A 19819-nucleotide genomic window follows, 5' to 3' on the forward strand; every position below is an offset into this window, starting at 1 on the left:
TCACGGGCACCGGGGTATCTCTAAGTAGGTATCGCGGAAAAACGCGGGCGCGGAATATAGCACAAAAAGTGTACAACACCCGACCAGTGAGCTCAGATTTAACTGGGATTTAGCCGGCGCACGGTAGATTGCAAGTGCCATCATCTGGCTATACTCCAGCCACTATCCGCAGTCAGCCTGGCCACCCCTCCCAGGCCAGGGAGTACCTGTCGTGCGTCGTGCCTTCGTGCTGTTGCTTACCCTGCTGTTCTGCCACACGGCGCTAGCCTTCGAACTGGACGACAAGGCCAGCGGCGCCTGGCTCAACGATCATCTCGAACTGCTGCAGGAGCGTGAAGGCCCGCTGTCGCTGGAAGCCGTGCAGGCCAGCCGCGACTTCGTGCCTGCCAACGGACGCACCAGCGTCGGCCAGAGCCCCGACGGCTGGTGGCTGCGCCTGGACCTCGACCGCCGCACCACCCCGCAGGGTGGCTGGTGGCTGGAAGTGGACGCGGTCAACCTCAGGGATTTTCGTCTCTACGTACCCGACGAACGGGGTGCCTACCGGGAAACGCTGTCCGGCGAGGCCGTGCCCTTCGCCCAGGGCCGCGACCGCGACTATCGCCGCCCGGTCTTCCACCTGCCCGAAGGCAGCGGTCCGGTGCGCATCTATGCCCGCGTCTACGATCCGGCCGGCAACTCTTTCCCGCTGCGCATCTGGTCGCTGGACGACCTGCAGGACCACCGCGCCGATACCAGCCTGTTCCTCGGCTTCATCTACGGCCTGATCGCCGCGCTGCTGCTGTACAACCTGTTCATCCTGCTGACCCTGCGCGACCCGGCGTACTTCTGGTACGTGCTGACCACCGCCAGCGCGCTGCTGTTCAGCCTGGGGATGAGCGGCCACGGCTTCGAATACTTCTGGCCCGATCACCCGGTGCCCTGGTGGCTGGACCGCATCACCCTGCCCTCGCTCTGGGGCCTGTGCGTGCACCGTTTCACCATCACCCTGCTGCAGACCCGCCGCCACGTGCGCTGGTCGCACTGGCTGCTGAACCTGAACTGCGCGCTGTATGTGCTGACCATCGTCCTCGGCGCGCTGCACCTGCGTGGCGTGGCGGGCTGGATGCTGGTGGCGATCACCCTGATCGGCGTGCCGGCGGCGCTCGGCGGCGCTCTGGTGCGCTGGCGCCAGGGTTCGTTCCCAGCCTTTCTCTACCTGCTGGGCTTCGGCCTGGTGCTGACCAGCGTGAGCATTTCGGTGATGCGCGCCACCGGCGTGGTGCAGCCCTCGCCGCTGACCTCGTACATCTTCCCCATTGCCGTGGCCATGGAGTCGGTGCTGTTCTCCTTCGCCCTCACCTCGCGCATCCAGGGTCTCAAGCGCGAGCGCGCCCAGGCCCTGGAACAGGCCGACCGCGAGAAAAGCGCGCGCTTGACGCTGATGCAGAGCGCCCAGCAGGACCTGGCCACCGCCGTAGCCGAGCGCACCGCCGAACTCACCCAGAGCAACCAGTTACTGCGCGAGCGTGAAGTGCAGCTGCAGCACGCCGCGCACTACGACCCGCTGACCGGCCTGCCGAACCGCCGCTACCTGGTGGAACACGCCGAGCACGCTCTGGCCAATGCGCAACAGAACGGCGAGACGCTGGCGCTGATGCTGATCGACCTCGACCACTTCAAGCCGATCAACGACAGTCACGGCCACGACGCCGGCGACTTCATGCTGCAGAACGTCGGCAATCGCCTTCGTCAATGTGTGCGCGGCAGCGACTGCGTGGCGCGCCTGGGCGGTGACGAGTTCGCAGCGCTGATCTCCGGCCCGGATGCCGAGGGCCACGCCAAGGAGATCGCCTGCCGCATCCTCAACGAACTGTCACGCCCGGTGAGGTTCGAAACGCTGGAATTGCGCGTCACGCCGAGCATCGGCGTGGCCATCTACCCCAGCCATGCGATGCAATTCAGCAAGCTCTACAAGGCCGCCGACCAGGCACTCTACGAAGTGAAGGGCAATGGCCGGGCAGCCTACGCCATGGCCTGCGAAGCCGCCGGCGAGACCAACGAGCTCTGGCCGGAAAAAGAATGGCTGGAGAGCGAAGACCGCGCCTGATCAGTTGCGGTAGCGGCGCGGCACGCGAGCAGTGACCTTGGTCAGCAGCTCGTAACCGATGGTCCCGGCATGGGCCGCCACTTCATCCACAGGCAGGTTGGCGCCCCACAGCTCGACGCGATCGCCCACGGCGGCATTGGGCAGGTCGGTCAGGTCCACCGCCAGCATGTCCATGGACACGCGCCCAGCCAGTACCGTGCGCTGGCCATCCACCAGCACCGGCGTGCCACTCGGCGCGTGGCGCGGATAACCATCGGCATACCCGCAGCTCACGGTGCCGATGCGCGAAGGCCGCTCGGCCACCCAGGTCGCTCCGTAACCAACACTCTCACCGACCGCTACCTCGCGCACCGCAATCAGCTGCGCTTCGAGACTCATGGCCGGGCGCAGGCCCAGCTCGGCAGCGCCGATATCGGCAAAGGGCGTGGCACCGTAGAGCATGATGCCGGGGCGAATCCAATCCATGTGCGCGGCGGGAATGGTCAGCACCGCGGCGGAGTTGGCCAGCGAGCGCAGGTCGAAATCCAGGTCCAGCACACTGAGGAAGCAGGCCACCTGGTCTTCGGTCAGCTCGTCGCCGCGCAGGTCGGCGTTGGCGAAGTGGCTCATCAGGTTCAGCTCGGCCACCTGCGGCGCCTGGCGCAGGCGCGGCTGCCAGTCACGCAGCGCTTCGGGCGAGAAGCCCAGGCGGTGCATGCCGGTATCCAGCTTCATCCACACATTCAGCGCGCTGGGCAACTGCGCAGCGAGCAGCGCCTGGGCCTGCTCGGGGCCTTGCACCGCGACGTCCAGGCGTAGCTGGGCGGCGATCAGGTATTCCGACGGCTCGAAGCAGCCCTCCAGCAACAGGATGCGGGCGCCGGCGTGCAGCGCGCGCACCTCTGCAGCCTCCTCCAGGCAGGCCACCGCAAAACCGTCAGCCTCGTCGTGCAGCACGCTCACCACCTCCCGTGCGCCATGCCCGTATGCGTTCGCCTTGACCACCGCGAAGGCTTCACGCCCAGGCGCGCAGCGCTTGGCGACGGCGTAGTTGTGGCGAATGGCGGCTAGATCGACGTGGGCGACGAGCGGGCGCATGGCTGTCTCTGCAATGAAAACGGGCGCCTATCTTAAGGCGCCCGTCGGTCACGCGGAATGCGGCATCGTTACTCGTCTTCGAAGTTGTACATGCCGGGGGCGAGGTTCTCGAAGCGGCTATAGCGGCCGAGGAAGGCCACCCGCACGGTGCCGATGGGGCCGTTACGCTGCTTGCCGAGGATGATCTCGGCGACGCCCTTGAACTCGGTCTCGGGGTGATACACCTCGTCGCGGTAGACGAACATGATCACGTCGGCGTCCTGCTCGATCGCTCCGGATTCACGCAGGTCGGAGTTCACCGGACGTTTGTTGGGGCGCTGTTCCAGCGAGCGGTTGAGCTGGGAAAGTGCCACCACGGGGCAGTTGAATTCCTTCGCCAGTGCCTTGAGCGAGCGGGAAATCTCGGAGATCTCGTTGGTCCGGTTGTCGCCGGCGGAACCGGGGATCTGCATCAACTGCAGGTAGTCGACCATGATCATGCCGATCTCGCCGTGCTCGCGGGAGAGGCGGCGGGTACGCGCACGCATTTCCGAGGGCGAGATGCCGGCGGTGTCATCGATGAACAGCTTGCGGTCGCTGAGCAGGTTCACCGCCGAGGTCAGGCGCGGCCAATCCTCGTCGTCCAGCTTGCCGGTACGCACCTTGGTCTGGTCGATGCGGCCGAGCGAGGCGAGCATACGCATCACGATGGAATCGGAGGGCATCTCCAGGGAGTACACCAGGATCGCCTTGTCGCTGCGCATCAGGGCGTTCTCCACCAGGTTCATGGCGAAGGTGGTCTTGCCCATCGACGGACGGCCGGCAACGATGATCAGGTCGGACGGCTGCAGGCCGCTGGTCTTCTCGTCGAGGTCGGTGAAGCCGGTGGTAATGCCGGTCAGCGCATCCGAGGTGTTGAACAGGTGATCGATGCGGTCGATGGTCTTGACCAGGATGTCGCCAATACCCACCGGGCCGCCGGTCTTGGGGCGCGCTTCGGCGATCTCGAAGATCCGCCGCTCGGCTTCGTCGAGCACTTCGTTGGCGCTGCGCCCTTCGGGATTGAAGGCGCTATCGGCGATGTCGCTGCTGATGCCGATCAGCTGCCGCAATGTGGCGCGCTCGCGGATGATGTTCGCGTAGGCCTTGATGTTCGCTACCGAGGGCGTGTTCTTCGCAAGCTCCGCGAGGTACGCGAGGCCGCCCACCTGGGACAGCTGCCCTTCGCGCTCGAGCATCTCGGACAGGGTCACCACGTCGATCGGCTGGTTGGCTTCGGCGAGCTTGTAGACGGCGCGGAAGATCAGGCGATGGTCATGGCGGTAGAAGTCGCCATCGGACACGGCGTCGGAGACGCGCTCCCATGCATTGTTGTCGAGCATCAGGCCACCCAGCACCGCCTGTTCGGCTTCGATCGAGTGCGGCGGCACCTTGAGGGAAGCGGTCTGCAGGTCGTATTGCTCGGGGATGGTGATGTCGTTCATGGGCTCTTCGTGTTGTGTGAAACGGCGGAAAAACAAAGGGCACGGACCGAGGATCGGTACCGTGCCCATTGTTATTGGACTGATTCACCCAGGCAAGCCGTGTGAATCGTCCTAGCGACGGATCGCTTACTCGGCGACTACAACCACGTGCAGGGTTGCATCAACATCCATGTGCAGTTGCACTTCGATGTTGTATTCGCCTACAGCGCGCAGGGCGCCGTCGGGCAGGCGAACTTCGCTCTTTTCCAGCGGGTAGCCGGCAGCCGAAACGGCGTCGGCGATGTCGCGGGTGCCGATCGAACCGAACAGCTTGCCTTCGTCGCCAGCGTGGGCGCCGATGGTCACGATCAGTTCGGCCAGTTGGGCAGCACGAGCTTCAGCAGCGGCTTTTTTCTCAGCAGCGGCTTTTTCCAGCTCTGCACGGCGCTCTTCGAAAGCAGCGACGTTGGCAGCGGTGGCAGCGGTGGCTTTGCCCTGCGGCAGCAGGTAGTTACGAGCGTAACCGCCCTTTACGTTCAGCTTGTCGCCCAGGTTGCCCAGTTTGGCGATCTTTTCCAGCAGGATGACTTCCATTTGAGTCTTACCTCTTAACTTTTAACCTTCACCGTTCGCAGCTTTCTGGCGCTTGGCCAGGCGACCGCGAAAATCAAACAGACTGTCGACTACGGCGACAAGACAGATCACATTGCCCAGTACGAATACCAGCAGGTACAGCGGTGCCAGCCAGAAGCCCGGAAGCTTCTTCAGCGCGGCCAGGCCGTGCCCCAGTGCGATCCCGGCGAACAGCAGCGGGATCATGCACAGCGGCGCCAGCATGGTGGCCGCGGGACCTGCGAAGGGCAGAGCCACAACGCCGACCAGCAGCGCCAAAGCCGTGCCCGGCGACAAGCGCAGTGCGCGGAACTCGCGGCCAAACCCTTCCGGGTTGAACAGTACTGCTTGCCAATAACGCGCCAGCATCAGGCACAACAGGCTGATCGTCTGCAGCGAGGCTGCCATCAGGCCGGTGATGGTCGGGACCATCTCCGCCTGCAGGGCGGCCATCTGTTCCGGCGAAAGCTTGGCTTCGGCCAGAACCTGCGGCAGGGCCTTGCCGAATGCATCGGCCAGACCTGCGACCAACCCGGCCGACACCGTGCTGAGCAGCAGCACGAACACCGCACCGAGCACAACGCTCGCCAGCATCACCTGATTCCAGGACACCTTGCTGCGCAGAACCTGCGCCAGCACGGCACTACCCACCAGAACCAGACTCACGCTGGGGTCACCCAGGTACCACCAGGCCAGTGCCGGAAGCAGCGCCCAGGCCAGGATGCCAAAGGCATCGCTGGGACCACGGCGCAACAGCACCAGACTGCCTGCTGCGGCACCGAGCCAGAACAAAGGCTGCAGTACCGCGGCTGCGACGACCACCAGGGTCGCCTGCATGCGGCCTCGCATGACAAATTCAGCCAATGCGCGCATGCGATCTATCCATCAATTCCAGTCGACTGCCCGATCAACGGCCGTGGCTGTCGGTGTAGGGAAGCAGGGCCAGGTAGCGGGCGCGCTTGATAGCGGTCGCCAGCTGACGCTGGTACTTGGCCTTGGTGCCGGTGATACGGCTCGGAACGATCTTGCCGGTTTCGGAAACGTAGGCCTTCAGGGTGTTGAGATCCTTGTAATCGATCTCTTTCACGCCTTCAGCGGTGAAACGGCAGAACTTACGACGACGGAAGAAACGTGCCATGTGTGTGGCTCCTCAATACTGGTCCGGGATTACTCGTCAGCGCTGTCGCGGCTATCTTCGCCGTCAGCGGACTCGCCCTCGTTCGATTCGGGACGCTCACGGCGCTCGCGGCGCTCGTTACGGCTCTCTTCGGCCTTCAGCATTTCGGACTGGCCGGTAACGGCTTCGTCGCGACGGATGACCATGTTACGGATCACGGCGTCGTTGTAACGGAAGTTGTCTTCCATTTCTGCCAGGGCCTTGGCGGTGCACTCGACGTTCATCAGAACGTAGTGAGCCTTGTGCACGTTGTTGATGGCGTAAGCCAGCTGACGACGGCCCCAGTCTTCCAGACGGTGGACTTTGCCGCCGTCTTCTTCGATGGCTTTGGTGTAACGCTCGACCATGCCACCGACTTGTTCGCTCTGGTCCGGGTGAACCAGGAACACGATTTCGTAATGACGCATAAATGCTCCTTACGGATTGCAGCCTGCCGACAAAGCGGTCAGACAAGGAGTGAATGATTTTTTCCTTGTCGCTCGGAAGCACGCGCGAACGCCTGCCCGGACGACAAGGGCCGACATTCTAGAGAAGCGCGCCGGGGGGCGCAAGGAAAACTGGTGAAACTTTGAACAGCGCGAGGCGGCAGGGGCCGCCTCGCGTGGGGACGTCAGGCGCCTGTCTTGAGCTGGCGCTGGCGGACGATCTCGAACAGGCACACACCGGTAGCCACCGAGACGTTCAGGCTGCTGACGCTGCCCTGCATCGGCAGCTTGGCCAGGTAGTCACAGTGATCGCGGGTCAGACGGCGCATGCCCTTGCCCTCGGCGCCCATCACCAGCACGGTCGGCCCGGTGAGGTCGAGTTCATAGAGCATCTGGGTCGCCTCGCCGGCAGTGCCGACGATCCACAGGCCACGCTGCTGGAGCTTCTCCAGGGTGCGCGCGAGGTTGGTCACGGCCACCAGCGGGATGACTTCGGCGGCGCCGCAGGCCACTTTACGCACGGTGGCGTTGAGGGTGGCGGACTTGTCCTTCGGCACGATCACCGCCAGCGCACCCGCCGCATCGGCGGTGCGCAGGCAGGCGCCAAGGTTGTGCGGATCGGTCACGCCATCCAGCACCAGTAGCAGCGCCGGGCCGGCGGAGCGCTCCAGCAGCTCCTCCAGCATGTTCTCGCCCCACACCTGGCTCGGGCTGACCTCGGCGACCACGCCCTGGTGCACGCCCTCAGCCCACTCATCCAGCTCCTTGCGGTCGCGCGTGCCCACCGGCACGCGCGCCTGCCCGGCCAGCTCGACCAGCGCCTGGACGCGTGGGTCCTGACGGCCTTCGGCCAGCCACAGCTGCTTGACCCGTTTCGGATGATGGCGCAGCAGCGCTTCTACGGCATGGACTCCGTAGACCTGTTCCCATTGACTCATTTCTTCGCCTTACGCTTGCTGGCCGGCGCGCCGCCAGTGGCTCCCGCCTTGGGCGCAGCAGAGCCCTTGCGGTGCTTGGAGGACTTGGCGGACCGGGCTTTCTGTTTCGAAGGATTGCGCGGCTTGCCCGCAGCGGGGGCACCCTTGCCTTTACCGGCCGCCGGCTTGTTGCCGCCAACCTTGGCCTCTTCGAGCAGCGCCTTCTTCACTTCGCGACTCTTGCGCACATCGGTATTGCCGAGCATTTCGTCGGCCTTGGCGAGCATTTCAGGGGCTACCGACGGCAGCGCCTGGACCACGCCGACCTTGCGCTTGCGCGGCTGCACGGCAACATCCGGCGCGAGGTACGGATCGTCCGCCACCGCACGCGGAGCCCGCGCCGGTTTGTCTTTCGCCGCCACAGCCTTGGGCGCCCGGCCCTTGGCCGCTTTACCCTTGGCGGCCGGTTCGGCCTTCTCGTCACGCTTCTTGCGGCCGATGGGTGCGCTGAGCACGTTGTCGGAGAGTTCGAAGTCGATCTTGCGCTCGTCCAGGTCGACGCGCGCTACGACTACCTCGACGGTATCGCCAAGACGGAAGCTGCGGCCGGTGCGCTCGCCACTCAGGCGATGATGCACGGCATCGAAGTGGTAGTAGTCGCCGGGCAGTGCAGTGACATGCACCAGGCCTTCCACATAGATGTCGCTCAGCTCGACGAAGATGCCGAAGCCAGTCACCGCAGTGATCACGCCGGGGAAGGTCTCGCCCACGCGCTCGCGCATGAACTCGCACTTCAGCCAGTTGGTGACGTCACGGGTCGCCTCGTCGGCGCGGCGCTCGGTCAACGAACACTGCTCGCCCAACTGGGCCAGACGGGCTTCGTCGTACGGATAGATGCGCGCTTTCGGCATGCTGGCAGCGCCAACGCGCTGCACGTGCTCGGATGCCGCCTTGGAGCGGATCAGGCCACGGATGGCGCGGTGGGTCAGCAGGTCCGGGTAACGGCGGATCGGCGAGGTGAAGTGGGTGTAGGCCTCGTAGTTCAGGCCGAAGTGGCCGGCGTTCTCGGGGCTGTACACCGCCTGGCTCAGGGAGCGCAGCATCACGGTCTGGATCAGTTGCAGGTCCGGGCGGCCCTGGATGGACTCCAGCAGCTTCTGGTAGTCCGCCGGGGTCGGGTCGCCCTTGCCGCGATAGAGCGTCAGGCCCAGTTCGCCGAGGAACTGGCGCAGGTTGTTCAGCTTTTCCTGCGGCGGGCCGTCGTGAACGCGGTACAGCGCCGGGATGGCGTGCTTCTCGAGGAACTTGGCGGTGGCGACGTTGGCCGCCAGCATGCATTCCTCGATCAGCTTGTGCGCATCGTTGCGCTGGGTCGGGCGGATTTCCGAGATCTTGCGGTCCGCGCCGAAGACGATGCGGGTTTCCTGGGTCTCGAAATCGATCGCGCCACGCACGTGGCGCGCGCCGACGAGGACCTTGTACAGGTCATAAAGGGTATTGAGGTGTGGCACCACCGCCGGCAGCTGTTCCTTCAGGCGCTGGCCTTCGGGGCTGTCGGGAGTTTCCAGGTACTGGCTGACCTTGGTGTAGGTCAGGCGCGCATGGGAATGGATGACCGCCTCGTAGAACTGGTAATCGGTCATCTTGCCGGCCTTGGAGAGGTTCATCTCGCAGACCATGGCCAGGCGATCGACCAGCGGATTCAGGGAGCACAGGCCGTTGGAAAGAATCTCCGGCAGCATCGGGATCACGCGCTCGGGGAAGTACACCGAGTTGCCGCGCTTGGCCGCCTCTTCATCCAGGGCCGAACCGACCTTCACATAATGAGAGACGTCGGCGATGGCGACGAACAGCTTCCAGCCGCCACCCTTGCGCTTCTCGGCGTAGACCGCGTCGTCGAAGTCGCGGGCGTCCTCGCCGTCGATGGTGACGAAAGGCAGGGCGCGCAGGTCGACGCGCTTTTCCTTGTCCTTCTCCAGCACTTCGGGCTTGAGCTTGGCGGCTTCCTTCTCCACGGCCTCGGGCCAGGTATGGGGAATGTCGTAGCTGCGCAGGGCGACTTCGATTTCCATGCCCGGCGCCATGTAGTCGCCGAGCACTTCCACCACTTCACCCTGGGCCTGGCGATGCACGCTCGGCCACACGTCGATGCGCACCTGGACGAACTGGTTGTGCTTGGCCTTGCCAGCCTTGCCCGGCGGGATCAGCACTTCCTGCTGGATCTTCGGGTTGTCCGCCACGACCGTGCCGATGCCGCTCTCGTCGAAGTAGCGACCAACGATGGTCTCGTGGGCGCGCTCGACCACTTCTACTATCGCGCCTTCGCGGCGACCACGGCGGTCGAAGCCCGACACGCGCGCCAGGGCGCGGTCGCCGTCGAACACCAGGCGCATCTGCGTCGGGCTGAGGAACAGGTCGTCGCTGCCGTCATCGGGGATCAGGAAGCCGAAGCCGTCGCGGTGGCCGGCGATGCGGCCAAGGATCAGGTCGAGCTTGTCCACCGGGGCATAGGCGCCACGGCGGGTATAGATAAGCTGGCCGTCGCGCTCCATGGCGCGCAACCGGCGGCGCAGTGCTTCTTCGGGCTCTTCGCCGGAGAGGCCGAGCTCGTCCATCAACTGGGACCGCGTCGCGGGGGCGCCGCGCTCGGCGAGGTGCGCCAGGATGAGTTCACGGCTGGGGATGGGGTTGTCGTATTTTTCCGCCTCGCGGGCGGCCTCGGGATCGAGGTTTTGCCAATCGGCCATTAAAGTGCGGTCACCTTATATATAGGGATATGGATCGCCATGTGCTTATTGAAGCGCGAAACCCGCCCGTCGGTCAGCTTCGGGCAAGAATAAATTTTTTATCGCATCAGGGGTTTACAAGCGAAAACGCTCTCCGTATAGTTCGCGCCCACAGCGTCAGACAGATGTTGTAACACGGAAACGATGAGTAATCATCGACTCCAGTGCCCAGGTGGCGGAATTGGTAGACGCACTAGGTTCAGGTCCTAGCGGTGGCAACACCGTGGAAGTTCGAGTCTTCTCCTGGGCACCACTTATTCAAGGATAAAGTCAGTCTCTGACAGGCTTTATCAGGCGGGTTCGGAACCCTGATAACCGAACAATAGACCGCCAGATGCAACCAAGGGTTGCATCACCGCAAGACGATGAGCGATCATCGCACCCCATGCTGAAAAGCATGCCCAGGTGGCGGAATTGGTAGACGCACTAGGTTCAGGTCCTAGCGGTGGCAACACCGTGGAAGTTCGAGTCTTCTCCTGGGCACCATCTTCAAACAAAAAAGCCGAGCATAGCTCGGCTTTTTTGTTTTCGGCTTTCCGTCTTTTACCTCGCCAGGCGCGAACGCCCGGCGAGGTCTACCGACCTCAAGCCTTGAACTGCCCCAGACTGGCACGCAACTGACCCGCCAGCCCATCGAGCACTCGCCCACTGCTGGCCGTCGCACTCACCGCTTCCGCCGCGCGACTCGCTTCAGCATGGATCACCTCGACCCGCCCACGCACCGCCGCGGCGCCGGCCGCCTGCTGTTGCGCCGAATGGGTCGCGGCCTCGATGGCGCCGTGCACCTCCTCCACCGCGCTCTGCACTTCGCGCTGCAGGCGTTCGCTATCCTGCAGCGCGGCCAAACCCTGCACCGCCTGCTCGCGGGCCTGCCCGATAGCGGACACCGCCTCGCGCGCACCCTCCTGCAACGCTCCAATGTGCGACTGGATATCACCCGTGGATTGCTGGGTCTTGCTCGCCAGCGCACGCACCTCGTCCGCCACCACGGCGAACCCGCGACCACTCTCACCCGCGCGCGCCGCCTCGATGGCCGCGTTCAGCGCCAAAAGATTCGTCTGCTCGGCGATGCCATGGATTACCGAGAGCACTACTTCGATCTGCTCGCTCTGCCGCGCCAGGCGCTCGATTACGCCGGCGCCATTCTGCACGCGGGATTCCAGGGTCTCGATCAGCCCCCCCACTTTACAGGCGATGGCCGCATTGTCCTGCGCCGCCTTGCGGATCTCGCCGATCCGCGCCAACGCCGCCTGCATGGAGCGGCTCTCCATTTCCGCCTCCGCCGCCATGCCCGAGAGCGCCTCCAGGCTACCGGCCACCTCATTGCGCTGCCGGTCCGCCGCCGCCTCGGCACTGGCGCTGCGACTGGCCAGCGCGGCGATTTCACTGCCGGTCTGCTGCGCAACCTGCCCCGCCTCACGCACGATGGGCTGGAGCTTATCGACGAAGCGGTTCACCGCCGTCGCCATCTCACCCAGCTCGTCACGACTATCCAGGCGCACGCGCCGAGTCAGGTCACCCTCCCCGGCCGCCAGGTCATTCAGCGCATCGATCAGCAAGCGCAGGCGATTCACCACACGCCGACCGAGCACGACAGCCAGGCAGAGCAATACACCAATCCCTACCAGCAGCAGCCCCATGCCGATGCGCCAGCGCAGCGTTCCCGCCGCCTCTTCGATGGAAGCCTTCGCACCCTGACTCATGCCATCCGCCGCCTGCTTCGCCGATTGCAGGCGTGCGGTAAGTGCCCTGGCGCTGTCCGCCGCAGCACCTGCAAGGCTGTCGCCCACGAGCTGATCGCCACTGGCGACCAGGGCGGAGAAGCGCTGGTCCAGTGCGGCGATCTGCTTCTCGATGGCATCAGTGGAAACGCCCAGACGCACCGTACCGATAATTACGCCATTGGGACTGATCGGCGCCTCGACGAGAAACACCGAGCTGTCATGACTCGCCGCCTCCAGCACCTTGTCCAGGGCGCGCTCGCCCTTGCCCTTCTCCAGCAGCGCCTGCACCCGCGCATCCTCTCGATTGAGGTAGCGGGTCAGGTGCTGGCCCTGCGGATCGTCGTAGACCACAAAGAGCACATTGGGGTTGGCCTGGGCGCGCCGAGCATAGTCGGAGAGCACCGGCACGTCTTTGTCCCACATGGCCTTGGGCGCCACGGCGGCGAGCAGCTGCGCCAATTCCGTGGCGGACTGGCGCAGGTTCTGCTCCAGCCCCTCACGCAACTGGCCCTGTTCTTCCTCCAGCCGCGCCGAGAGCGCAGAGCCCAGACGCTCGCGAGTGCGCACGGAAAGATCGTTCAGCCCGGAAGTCACTTCCTTGCCGGCCTGCTCCAGCTCGCCGGCCAGGCGTTGCGATTCGTTACCCAGGTGCGCCCCCAGGCCGCTGACCAGACCATCGACGGTGCTACGGGTAAGCCAGAGGGCAATCGCCAGCTGCACCAGCAGCGCGACTCCCAGGGCGATGAAAGCGGGGCGCAGCAGGCGGCTGCGCAATAAAGACAGGACGGCGGACACGGCGGACTTCCTCCGGACGTAACGGATGTCTGGCGCGAAAGGCGCCAATCCGTTTCACCAGCAAAGCGCGTGCCGCTGCGAAAAACCAAACCCCGGAAACGACAACGGGCCGCATGAGCGACCCGTTGCAGTGTGCAGCTGGGGATCAGCCGAACGGATGGCGCAGGACGATAGTCTCGGCGCGGTCCGGGCCGGTGGAGATGATGTCGATGGGCGCACCGACCAGCTCCTCGATGCGCTTGATGTAAGCACGCGCATTGGCCGGCAGGCCTTCCAGGGTCTGAACACCCACGGTGGATTCGCTCCAGCCCGGCAGGTCTTCGTAGATCGGCTGCAGGCCGATGTAGCTGTCGGCGTCGGTCGGCGCGTCGGTCAGCAGCTCGCCGGCGGCGTTCTTGTAGCCGGTGCAGATGCGCACTGTTTCCAGGCCGTCGAGGACGTCCAGCTTGGTCAGGCACAGGCCGGACAGGCTGTTGATCTCGATGGCGCGACGCAGGATGACGGCATCGAACCAGCCGCAACGACGGGCACGGCCGGTGGTGGCACCGAACTCGTGACCGACCTTGGCCAGGCGCGCGCCAATGTCATCGAACAGCTCGGTCGGGAATGGGCCGGAACCCACGCGGGTGGTGTAGGCCTTGGTGATACCCAGGATGTAGTCGAGGTACAGCGGACCGAAGCCCGAACCGGTGGCGGTGCCACCAGCGGTGGTGTTGGAACTGGTGACGAAGGGGTAGGTGCCGTGGTCGATGTCCAGCAGCGAGCCCTGGGCGCCTTCGAACATGATGTTCTCGTTGGCGCGGCGCAGGTCGTGCAGGGTCGAGGTCACGTCGGCCATCAGCGGCTTCAGCTCTTCGGCGTAGGCCATGCACTCGTCCAGAGTCTTCTGGAAGTCGACGGCCGGTTCCTTGTAATAGTGCTGCAGGACGAAGTTGTGGTAGTCCAGAACCTCACCCAGCTTGGCAGCGAAACGCTCGCGGTGGAACAGGTCGCCCACGCGCAGGCCGCGACGGGCCACTTTGTCTTCGTAAGCCGGGCCGATGCCGCGACCGGTGGTGCCGATCTTCGCGTCGCCACGGGCCTTCTCGCGAGCCTGGTCCAGGGCCACGTGGAAGGACAGGATCAGCGGGCAGGACGGGCTGATGCGCAGGCGCTCGCGCACCGGTACGCCCTTTTCTTCCAGCTTGGCGATCTCGCGCATCAGCGCGTCGGGTGCCAGCACCACGCCATTGCCGATCAGGCACTGCACGCCTTCGCGCAGGATGCCCGACGGAATCAGGTGCAGTACGGTCTTCTCGCCAGCGACCACCAGGGTATGACCAGCGTTGTGGCCGCCCTGGTAACGCACCACGGCAGCAGCCTGGTCGGTCAGCAGGTCGACGATCTTGCCTTTGCCCTCATCACCCCACTGGGTGCCCAGGACTACGACATTCTTACCCATAACTCTTGTCCCCTTGGAAGTTCGGTGCCGGCCGCGGCCGGCGGAAACTCGAAGTGGCGCGCCTCAGAGCGCGGCCACCTGCCAATTGCCATCGCGAACCAGCAGTTGCTGGTCGCAGCCCGCTTCGGAAGCCGAAGCCGCATCCTGCCCGGGCAGCGCCTGTACCACGCGCACGCCCTGACGGCGCAACTGCTGCACCGCCTGCCACAAGCCAGCCCCATCGGCCGGCGCCCAGACTCCGGTGCGCGGCTCGTCGAGCTGGGCGCGGCCGAGAGTGACCAGGGTCTTGAGGTCGGTAGAGAAACCGGTGGCCGGACGCGCACGGCCGAAATCGGCACCAATGTCGTCGTAACGGCCGCCCTGGGCGATGGACTCGCCAACCCCAGGCACGAACGCGGCAAACACCACGCCCGTGTGATAGTGATAGCCACGCAGCTCGCCGAGGTCGAAGTACAACGGCAGTTGCGGGAAACGCGCCGCCAGCGAGTCGGCGATGGCGGTGAGATCAGCCAGCGCCGCCTGGACGTTGGCCGGAGCACCAGCGAGCACTTCACGCGCCTGCTCCAGCACCTCACGACTGCCGCACAGCTCGGCGAGCGCACGGAGCATGCCGGCGAGTTCGCTCGGCAGGCCTTCGGTCAGCGCCGCGACTTCGTCCACGGCCTTGCGCTGCAGGGCGTCGAACAGCAGCTGCTCGACTTCGCCAGACAACCCGGCAGCCTGGGCCAGGCCGCGGTAGATGCCGACATGACCGAGATCCATGTGCACGTCCGGCACCTGGGCCATCTCGAGCATGTCGAGCAGCAGGCTGATGACTTCGACGTCACCGGCCGAGCCGGTGTTGCCGTAAAGCTCGGCGCCCAGCTGGATCGGGCTGCGCGAAGTGGCCAGCGCACGCGGACGGGCATGCAGCACGCTGCCGGCGTAGCACAGTCGGTTCGGGCCTTCGCGACGTAGACTATGGGCGTCCATGCGCGCCACTTGCGGCGTGATGTCCGCACGGAAGCCCATCAGGCGGCCGGAAGCCGGATCGGTAACCTTGAAGGTACGCAGGTCCAGATCCTGGCCGGCACCGGTCAGCAGGGATTCCAGGTATTCGATATGCGGAGTGACGACGAACTCGTAACCCCAGCGCTGGAACAGGTCCAGCACCTGACGGCGGGCTGCTTCAACGCGGGCCGCCTCCGGTGGCAGCACTTCTTCGATTCCATCTGGCAGCAGCCAGCGGTCTACCGTTGCCATGTCGCCTCTCTCCTTTTTAGGCCGGGCGGCACTTCAATGAATGCAGTAAAGAAGGACGGTGCCGAGCAGCATGCTGCCCAGCCCGATGAGTCTCAGACTGCGGTCGCCAAGGCGCCCGAGCCCGCTCACGGCGTCGCGCCAACCACGCGGATACAGGAATGGAAGGATGCCTTCCAGCACCAGCAACAGACAGAACGCCTTGCCGAATTCCTGCCACATGGCTCTCGTACATCATTCTCGCGGACGCAAAAAAGCCGGGATTTCCCGGCTGACCCATGATAACACGATTTCTCCGGCGGGCGCTGCCGCCCGCCGGAGACTTTGACTTACGGTTTAGCTTTTTCCAGATAGCGGAAGAACTCGTTGCTCGGATCGAGCACCAGCACGTCCTTCTTGTCGGCAAAGCTCTCGCGGTAAGCCTTGAGGCTGCGAGTGAAGGCGTAGAACTCCGGATCGGCAGTGTAGGCCTTGGCATAGATCGCCGCTGCCTTCGCATCGCCGTCGCCGCGGGTCTCTTCCGACTCGCGATAAGCCTCGGCCAGCAGCACACGACGCTGACGGTCGGCATCCGCACGGATACCTTCGGCCAGCTCGCGACCCTTGGCGCGGTGCTCACGGGCTTCGCGCTCACGCTCGGTGCTCATGCGCTCGAACACGCTGCGGTTCACTTCCTTGGGCAGGTCGATGGCCTTGACGCGAACATCGACCACCTCGATGCCCAGCTCCTTCTGCGCCATGCGGTTCAGCGAGGCCGTGATATCGCCCATCAGCGCATCACGCTCACCCGATACCACTTCGTGCAGGGTGCGCTTGCCGAACTGGTCACGCAGACCGGCTTCCAGACGACGGGACAGACGCTCGTCGGCGATCTGCTTCATACCCGAAGTCGCGGTGTAGAAGCGCTCGGCATCGGAGACTCGCCACTTGGCGTAGGCGTCGACCATCACCGCTTTCTTCTCCAGCGTCAGGAAGCGCTGGGTCGGCGAATCCAGGGTCAGCAGGCGGCCGTCGAACTTGCGCACCGTGTTGACGTACGGAATCTTGAAGTGCAGGCCGGGCTTCACGTCCGGCTCGACCACGCGACCGAAACGCAGCATGACGGCGCGCTCGGTCTGCTGCACCACGTAGACGCTGCTCCAGACGGCAACAGCAACCACCACACCCGCGATGAGGGCGATCAGGGACTTGTTACTCATCAGCGGCTCTCCCGGGTACGCGTGTCACGCTGCTGCAGATCGTTGGCGACCCGCGAACCGATATCCGGCGTGCTGCTGCTCGTGCTCGGCGTGGAGCTCGGAGCTGCCGAACCACGGCCATCCATCATCTTGTCCAGCGGCAGGTAGATCAGGTTGTTCTGACCCTGCTGGCCGGTCACCAGCACCTTGCTGGTCTGACTCAGGACGTCCTGCATGGTGTCCAGATACAGGCGCTGACGGGTGACGTCCGGAGCCTTGTGATACTCGCCGGCCAGCTTGGCGAAGCGATCCGCCTCACCCTGGGCGCGGGAGACCACTTCATCGCGGTAGCCGTTGGCTTCCTCGATGATGCGCTGGGCCTGGCCACGGGCCTCAGGCACCACGCCGTTGGCGTAGGCTTCGGCCTGATTCTTCTCACGCTGCTCGTCCTCGCGGGCACGGATCACGTCGTCGAACGCTTCCTGTACTTCACGCGGCGCGGCGGCGCTCTGAATGTTCACCTGGGTCACCGTGATACCGGTCTTGTAGGTATCGAGGAAACGCTGCAGGCGATCACGCACCTCGGTGGCCATCTGTTCACGGCCCTCGGTGAGGATCTTGTCCATGGTCGTGGAGCCGGCCACGTGGCGCAGGGCGCTTTCGGTGGCGTGCTGCAGGCTCACTTCCGGCTGGTCGACGTTGAGCACGAAGTCCTTCAGGTTGCTGACCTTGTACTGCACGGTCAGCGGAACCTCGACGATGTTCTCGTCCTCGGTGAGCATCTGACCCTGCTTGCTGTAGGCACGCTCGCGGGTGACGTTCTCCTGGAACTTCTTGTCGATCGGCGGGAAGTAGATATTCAGGCCGGGGCCCACGGTCTCGTGGTACTGACCGAAGCGCAGGATCACCGCCTGCTCCTGCTCATCCACGACGTAGATGGCGTTGTACAGCCACAGCACCGCAAGGATCGCCAGGCCGATACCGAACAGACCGAGGCTACCGCCCCGGCCACTGCCGCCACCGCCCGAACCACTGCCGCGCTTGGGTTTGCCGAAAATTCCGTTCAGGCTGTCTTGCAGCTTGCGGAAGGCCTCATCCAGATCAGGCGGGCCCTGGCGACCACCACCACGGCGTCCACCCCAGGGGTCCTGGTCGTTCTTGTTCGAGTTGTCACCCGGCTCATTCCAAGCCATAGCGCTCTCCATCTGATAACGCGAAAACGCGCCTACGGCGCGCCCACCTATGCTACCGAATGCCCCTTACGCTGCCAAAAACAGTGTGCCGGGCTTTATTGCAAAGTGTGTTGCGCAATGAACTCCGCCGGCTGCCAGCCTTCGCGGCTCACCATGCGGTTCAACTCGACACGCGGCAGGCGGACCTGCAAAACGGCGCGTCCTTGTTCGTCGTGATTCTCCGACTGTACCGCACCCAGCTCGAAGAACTGAGCCCGAAGTCGTCCCAGCCGCTGTGGCAGGCAGAGCGTTCCAACGAACATGTCCTCCCCCAGCAGCTCGGAGATCGCCTGTTCCAGCAACTCCAGCCCGCGCGATTCCCGCGCCGACAGCCAGACGCGGACCGGCTTGCCCAGCTCGTCGCGCTGGATCATCGGCTGCAAGTCCGGCAGCAGGTCGATCTTGTTGTACACCTCGAGCATCGGCAACTCGTTCGCGCCGATTTCCTTCAGCACCGCCAGCACCTGTTCGATCTGTGCATCGCGATCCGGCTCGTGGGAGTCGATCACATGCAGCAGCAGATCGGAGTTGCTGGATTCTTCCAAGGTAGCCCGAAACGCCTCCACCAGCTTATGAGGCAGGTGGCGAATGAAGCCCACAGTGTCAGCCAGCACGATCGGACCGACGTCGTCCAGCTCCAGGCGGCGCAGGGTCGGGTCGAGGGTGGCGAACAACTGGTCGGCCGCATAGACCTCGGAAGTGGTCAGCGCATTGAACAGCGTGGACTTGCCGGCGTTGGTGTAGCCCACCAGGGATACCGCCGGAATCTCCGCGCGGCGACGGCCACGGCGAGCCTGCTCGCGCTGGCTGCGGACCTTCTCCAGGCGTGACTTGATCTGGCGGATGCGCCCACGCAGCAGGCGGCGGTCGGTTTCCAGCTGGGTTTCACCCGGGCCACGCAGGCCGATACCGCCTTTCTGGCGCTCAAGGTGAGTCCAGCCGCGTACCAGACGCGTGCTCATGTGTTCCAGCTGGGCAAGCTCCACCTGCAGCTTGCCCTCGTGGGTACGGGCGCGCTGGGCGAAGATATCGAGGATCAGACCCGTACGGTCGAGCACGCGGCATTCGAGCGCTCGCTCGAGGTTGCGCTCCTGGCTCGGCGTGAGGGTGTGATTGAAGATGATCAGCTCGACCTTCTCGGCATGGACGAGGTCGTGCAACTCTTCGACCTTGCCGCTGCCGATCAGGTACTTGGCTGAGGGCTGATGGCGCGAAATGCTGACGAAAGCAACCGCTTCCGCGCCTGCCGAACGGGCCAGCTCCTGGAATTCCTGCGGGTCTTCGCGCGCCTCGGGGTCCTGACCTTCCAGATGGACCAGAATGGCCCGTTCCCCACCACCCGGGCGCTCAAAGAACAAGGCGGACTCCCGTCAAACGTTGCCCGGCTCGGCCGGTTGATCACCGGTGGGCAGGCGCACGGGGCGGCTGGGGACCACGGTGGAAATAGCGTGCTTGTAGACCATCTGGCTGACAGTGTTCTTCAGCAGGATGACGAACTGGTCGAAGGATTCGATCTGACCCTGCAGCTTGATGCCGTTGACGAGGTAGATGGAAACCGGAACGCGTTCTTTGCGCAGGGTATTGAGGTAAGGGTCTTGTAGCGAATGCCCTTTTGACATATGCCGCACTCCTTGTAAGGGTAAAAAACTGATTTAGTAGTAGTCGAATTTGGCTTAACGCCGTCC

17 protein-coding genes, 2 tRNA genes and 1 pseudogene are annotated in these 19819 nt (G+C 64.5%); 3 read left to right on the forward strand and 17 right to left on the reverse strand.

Features of this window, described 5'->3' with window-relative positions; translation table 11 throughout:
• Nucleotides 1–211 precede the first annotated feature (211 nt).
• Complete coding sequence (locus IB256_RS11720) at nt 212–2089, forward strand: diguanylate cyclase domain-containing protein (RefSeq protein WP_192402661.1); 1878 nt, start codon at nt 212–214, stop codon at nt 2087–2089.
• Here IB256_RS11720 and alr read toward each other — a convergent pair whose 3' ends face one another.
• The 8 genes from alr to rnr all read right to left on the reverse strand — a co-directional run bounded on the left by alr (nt 2090) and on the right by rnr (nt 10486).
• On the reverse strand, nt 2090–3166 hold the full coding sequence (gene alr, locus IB256_RS11725) for an alanine racemase (protein ID WP_192292973.1): 1077 nt from the start codon (nt 3164–3166) through the stop codon (nt 2090–2092). It lies immediately after the preceding gene.
• A gap of 68 nt (nt 3167–3234) precedes the next feature.
• A complete protein-coding gene (gene dnaB, locus IB256_RS11730) occupies nt 3235–4629 on the reverse strand; it encodes a replicative DNA helicase (RefSeq protein ID WP_081515541.1) in 1395 nt (464 codons plus the stop codon).
• Nucleotides 4630–4755: 126 nt separating this feature from the next.
• Complete coding sequence (gene rplI / locus IB256_RS11735) at nt 4756–5202, reverse strand: 50S ribosomal protein L9 (RefSeq protein WP_015479134.1); 447 nt, start codon at nt 5200–5202, stop codon at nt 4756–4758.
• Between the two features lie 21 nt (nt 5203–5223).
• Nucleotides 5224–6093 (reverse strand): hypothetical protein, encoded by an 870-nt coding sequence (locus IB256_RS11740; RefSeq protein ID WP_151188491.1) that lies wholly within the window; start codon nt 6091–6093, stop codon nt 5224–5226.
• Nucleotides 6094–6127: 34 nt separating this feature from the next.
• Nucleotides 6128–6358 carry a 30S ribosomal protein S18 gene (rpsR, locus tag IB256_RS11745; protein WP_003095634.1) on the reverse strand — a complete coding sequence of 77 codons (231 nt, stop codon included), beginning with the start codon at nt 6356–6358 and terminating at the stop codon, nt 6128–6130.
• Between the two features lie 29 nt (nt 6359–6387).
• Entirely contained in the window at nt 6388–6804 is a 417-nt protein-coding gene (gene rpsF / locus IB256_RS11750) for a 30S ribosomal protein S6 (protein ID WP_015479136.1), read from the reverse strand.
• A 203-nt stretch (nt 6805–7007) separates the two neighbouring features.
• On the reverse strand, nt 7008–7760 hold the full coding sequence (rlmB, locus tag IB256_RS11755; protein WP_081515539.1) for a 23S rRNA (guanosine(2251)-2'-O)-methyltransferase RlmB: 753 nt from the start codon (nt 7758–7760) through the stop codon (nt 7008–7010).
• Nucleotides 7757–10486, reverse strand: a complete 2730-nt coding sequence (gene rnr, locus IB256_RS11760) for a ribonuclease R (RefSeq protein WP_192292979.1) — start codon at nt 10484–10486, stop codon at nt 7757–7759. Before rnr ends, rlmB begins: the two co-directional genes overlap by 4 nt.
• A gap of 205 nt (nt 10487–10691) precedes the next feature.
• Between rnr and IB256_RS11765 the strand changes: the two genes are divergently transcribed.
• Both IB256_RS11765 and IB256_RS11770 read left to right on the forward strand, forming a co-directional pair.
• Nucleotides 10692–10778, forward strand: a tRNA-Leu gene (locus IB256_RS11765).
• A 146-nt stretch (nt 10779–10924) separates the two neighbouring features.
• A tRNA-Leu gene (locus IB256_RS11770) sits at nt 10925–11011 on the forward strand.
• 98 nt (nt 11012–11109) lie between these two features.
• Here the strand turns inward: IB256_RS11770 and IB256_RS30965 are convergent.
• The 9 genes and pseudogenes from IB256_RS30965 to hfq form a co-directional block, all read right to left on the reverse strand.
• On the reverse strand, nt 11110–11994 hold the full coding sequence (locus IB256_RS30965; RefSeq protein WP_412547962.1) for a methyl-accepting chemotaxis protein: 885 nt from the start codon (nt 11992–11994) through the stop codon (nt 11110–11112).
• A pseudogene (locus IB256_RS30970) lies at nt 11968–13044 on the reverse strand (HAMP domain-containing protein); the annotation flags it as partial. The pseudogene IB256_RS30970 and the gene IB256_RS30965, both read right to left, overlap by 27 nt.
• A 145-nt stretch (nt 13045–13189) precedes the next feature.
• Nucleotides 13190–14485, reverse strand: coding sequence for an adenylosuccinate synthase (locus IB256_RS11780; protein ID WP_138214042.1), 1296 nt, complete (start codon nt 14483–14485; stop codon nt 13190–13192).
• 63 nt (nt 14486–14548) lie between these two features.
• Nucleotides 14549–15727: an ATP phosphoribosyltransferase regulatory subunit gene (locus IB256_RS11785; protein WP_138214041.1), complete on the reverse strand. Its 1179-nt coding sequence runs from the start codon at nt 15725–15727 to the stop codon at nt 14549–14551.
• Nucleotides 15728–15760: 33 nt separating this feature from the next.
• Entirely contained in the window at nt 15761–15946 is a 186-nt protein-coding gene (locus IB256_RS11790) for a DUF2065 domain-containing protein (RefSeq protein ID WP_037012084.1), read from the reverse strand.
• 107 nt (nt 15947–16053) lie between these two features.
• Nucleotides 16054–16923 carry a protease modulator HflC gene (hflC, locus tag IB256_RS11795; protein WP_081515534.1) on the reverse strand — a complete coding sequence of 290 codons (870 nt, stop codon included), beginning with the start codon at nt 16921–16923 and terminating at the stop codon, nt 16054–16056.
• Nucleotides 16923–18095: an FtsH protease activity modulator HflK gene (gene hflK / locus IB256_RS11800; protein WP_192292983.1), complete on the reverse strand. Its 1173-nt coding sequence runs from the start codon at nt 18093–18095 to the stop codon at nt 16923–16925. Before hflK ends, hflC begins: the two co-directional genes overlap by 1 nt.
• 95 nt (nt 18096–18190) lie before the next feature.
• Nucleotides 18191–19492, reverse strand: a complete 1302-nt coding sequence (gene hflX / locus IB256_RS11805; protein ID WP_081515532.1) for a ribosome rescue GTPase HflX — start codon at nt 19490–19492, stop codon at nt 18191–18193.
• 12 nt (nt 19493–19504) lie between these two features.
• On the reverse strand, nt 19505–19753 hold the full coding sequence (hfq, locus tag IB256_RS11810) for an RNA chaperone Hfq (RefSeq protein WP_017520393.1): 249 nt from the start codon (nt 19751–19753) through the stop codon (nt 19505–19507).
• Between the last annotated feature and the right edge of the window lie 66 nt (nt 19754–19819).

This window comes from Pseudomonas sp. PDM17 (assembly GCF_014851985.1).
GTDB lineage: Bacteria > Pseudomonadota > Gammaproteobacteria > Pseudomonadales > Pseudomonadaceae > Pseudomonas.

Coding starts and splice junctions, on each gene's coding strand:
- rnr (WP_192292979.1), bottom strand. CDS start 10,486: ATGGCCGATTGGCAAAACCTCGATCCCGAGGCCGCCCGCGAGGCGGAA.
- IB256_RS11780 (WP_138214042.1), bottom strand. CDS start 14,485: ATGGGTAAGAATGTCGTAGTCCTGGGCACCCAGTGGGGTGATGAGGGC.
- IB256_RS11740 (WP_151188491.1), bottom strand. CDS start 6,093: ATGCGCGCATTGGCTGAATTTGTCATGCGAGGCCGCATGCAGGCGACC.
- IB256_RS30965 (WP_412547962.1), bottom strand. CDS start 11,994: ATGGCGACGGCGGTGAACCGCTTCGTCGATAAGCTCCAGCCCATCGTG.
- hflC (WP_081515534.1), bottom strand. CDS start 16,923: ATGAGTAACAAGTCCCTGATCGCCCTCATCGCGGGTGTGGTGGTTGCT.
- IB256_RS11785 (WP_138214041.1), bottom strand. CDS start 15,727: ATGGCAACGGTAGACCGCTGGCTGCTGCCAGATGGAATCGAAGAAGTG.
- rlmB (WP_081515539.1), bottom strand. CDS start 7,760: ATGAGTCAATGGGAACAGGTCTACGGAGTCCATGCCGTAGAAGCGCTG.
- IB256_RS11790 (WP_037012084.1), bottom strand. CDS start 15,946: ATGTGGCAGGAATTCGGCAAGGCGTTCTGTCTGTTGCTGGTGCTGGAA.
- hfq (WP_017520393.1), bottom strand. CDS start 19,753: ATGTCAAAAGGGCATTCGCTACAAGACCCTTACCTCAATACCCTGCGC.
- rplI (WP_015479134.1), bottom strand. CDS start 5,202: ATGGAAGTCATCCTGCTGGAAAAGATCGCCAAACTGGGCAACCTGGGC.
- rpsF (WP_015479136.1), bottom strand. CDS start 6,804: ATGCGTCATTACGAAATCGTGTTCCTGGTTCACCCGGACCAGAGCGAA.
- dnaB (WP_081515541.1), bottom strand. CDS start 4,629: ATGAACGACATCACCATCCCCGAGCAATACGACCTGCAGACCGCTTCC.
- alr (WP_192292973.1), bottom strand. CDS start 3,166: ATGCGCCCGCTCGTCGCCCACGTCGATCTAGCCGCCATTCGCCACAAC.
- rpsR (WP_003095634.1), bottom strand. CDS start 6,358: ATGGCACGTTTCTTCCGTCGTCGTAAGTTCTGCCGTTTCACCGCTGAA.
- hflK (WP_192292983.1), bottom strand. CDS start 18,095: ATGGCTTGGAATGAGCCGGGTGACAACTCGAACAAGAACGACCAGGAC.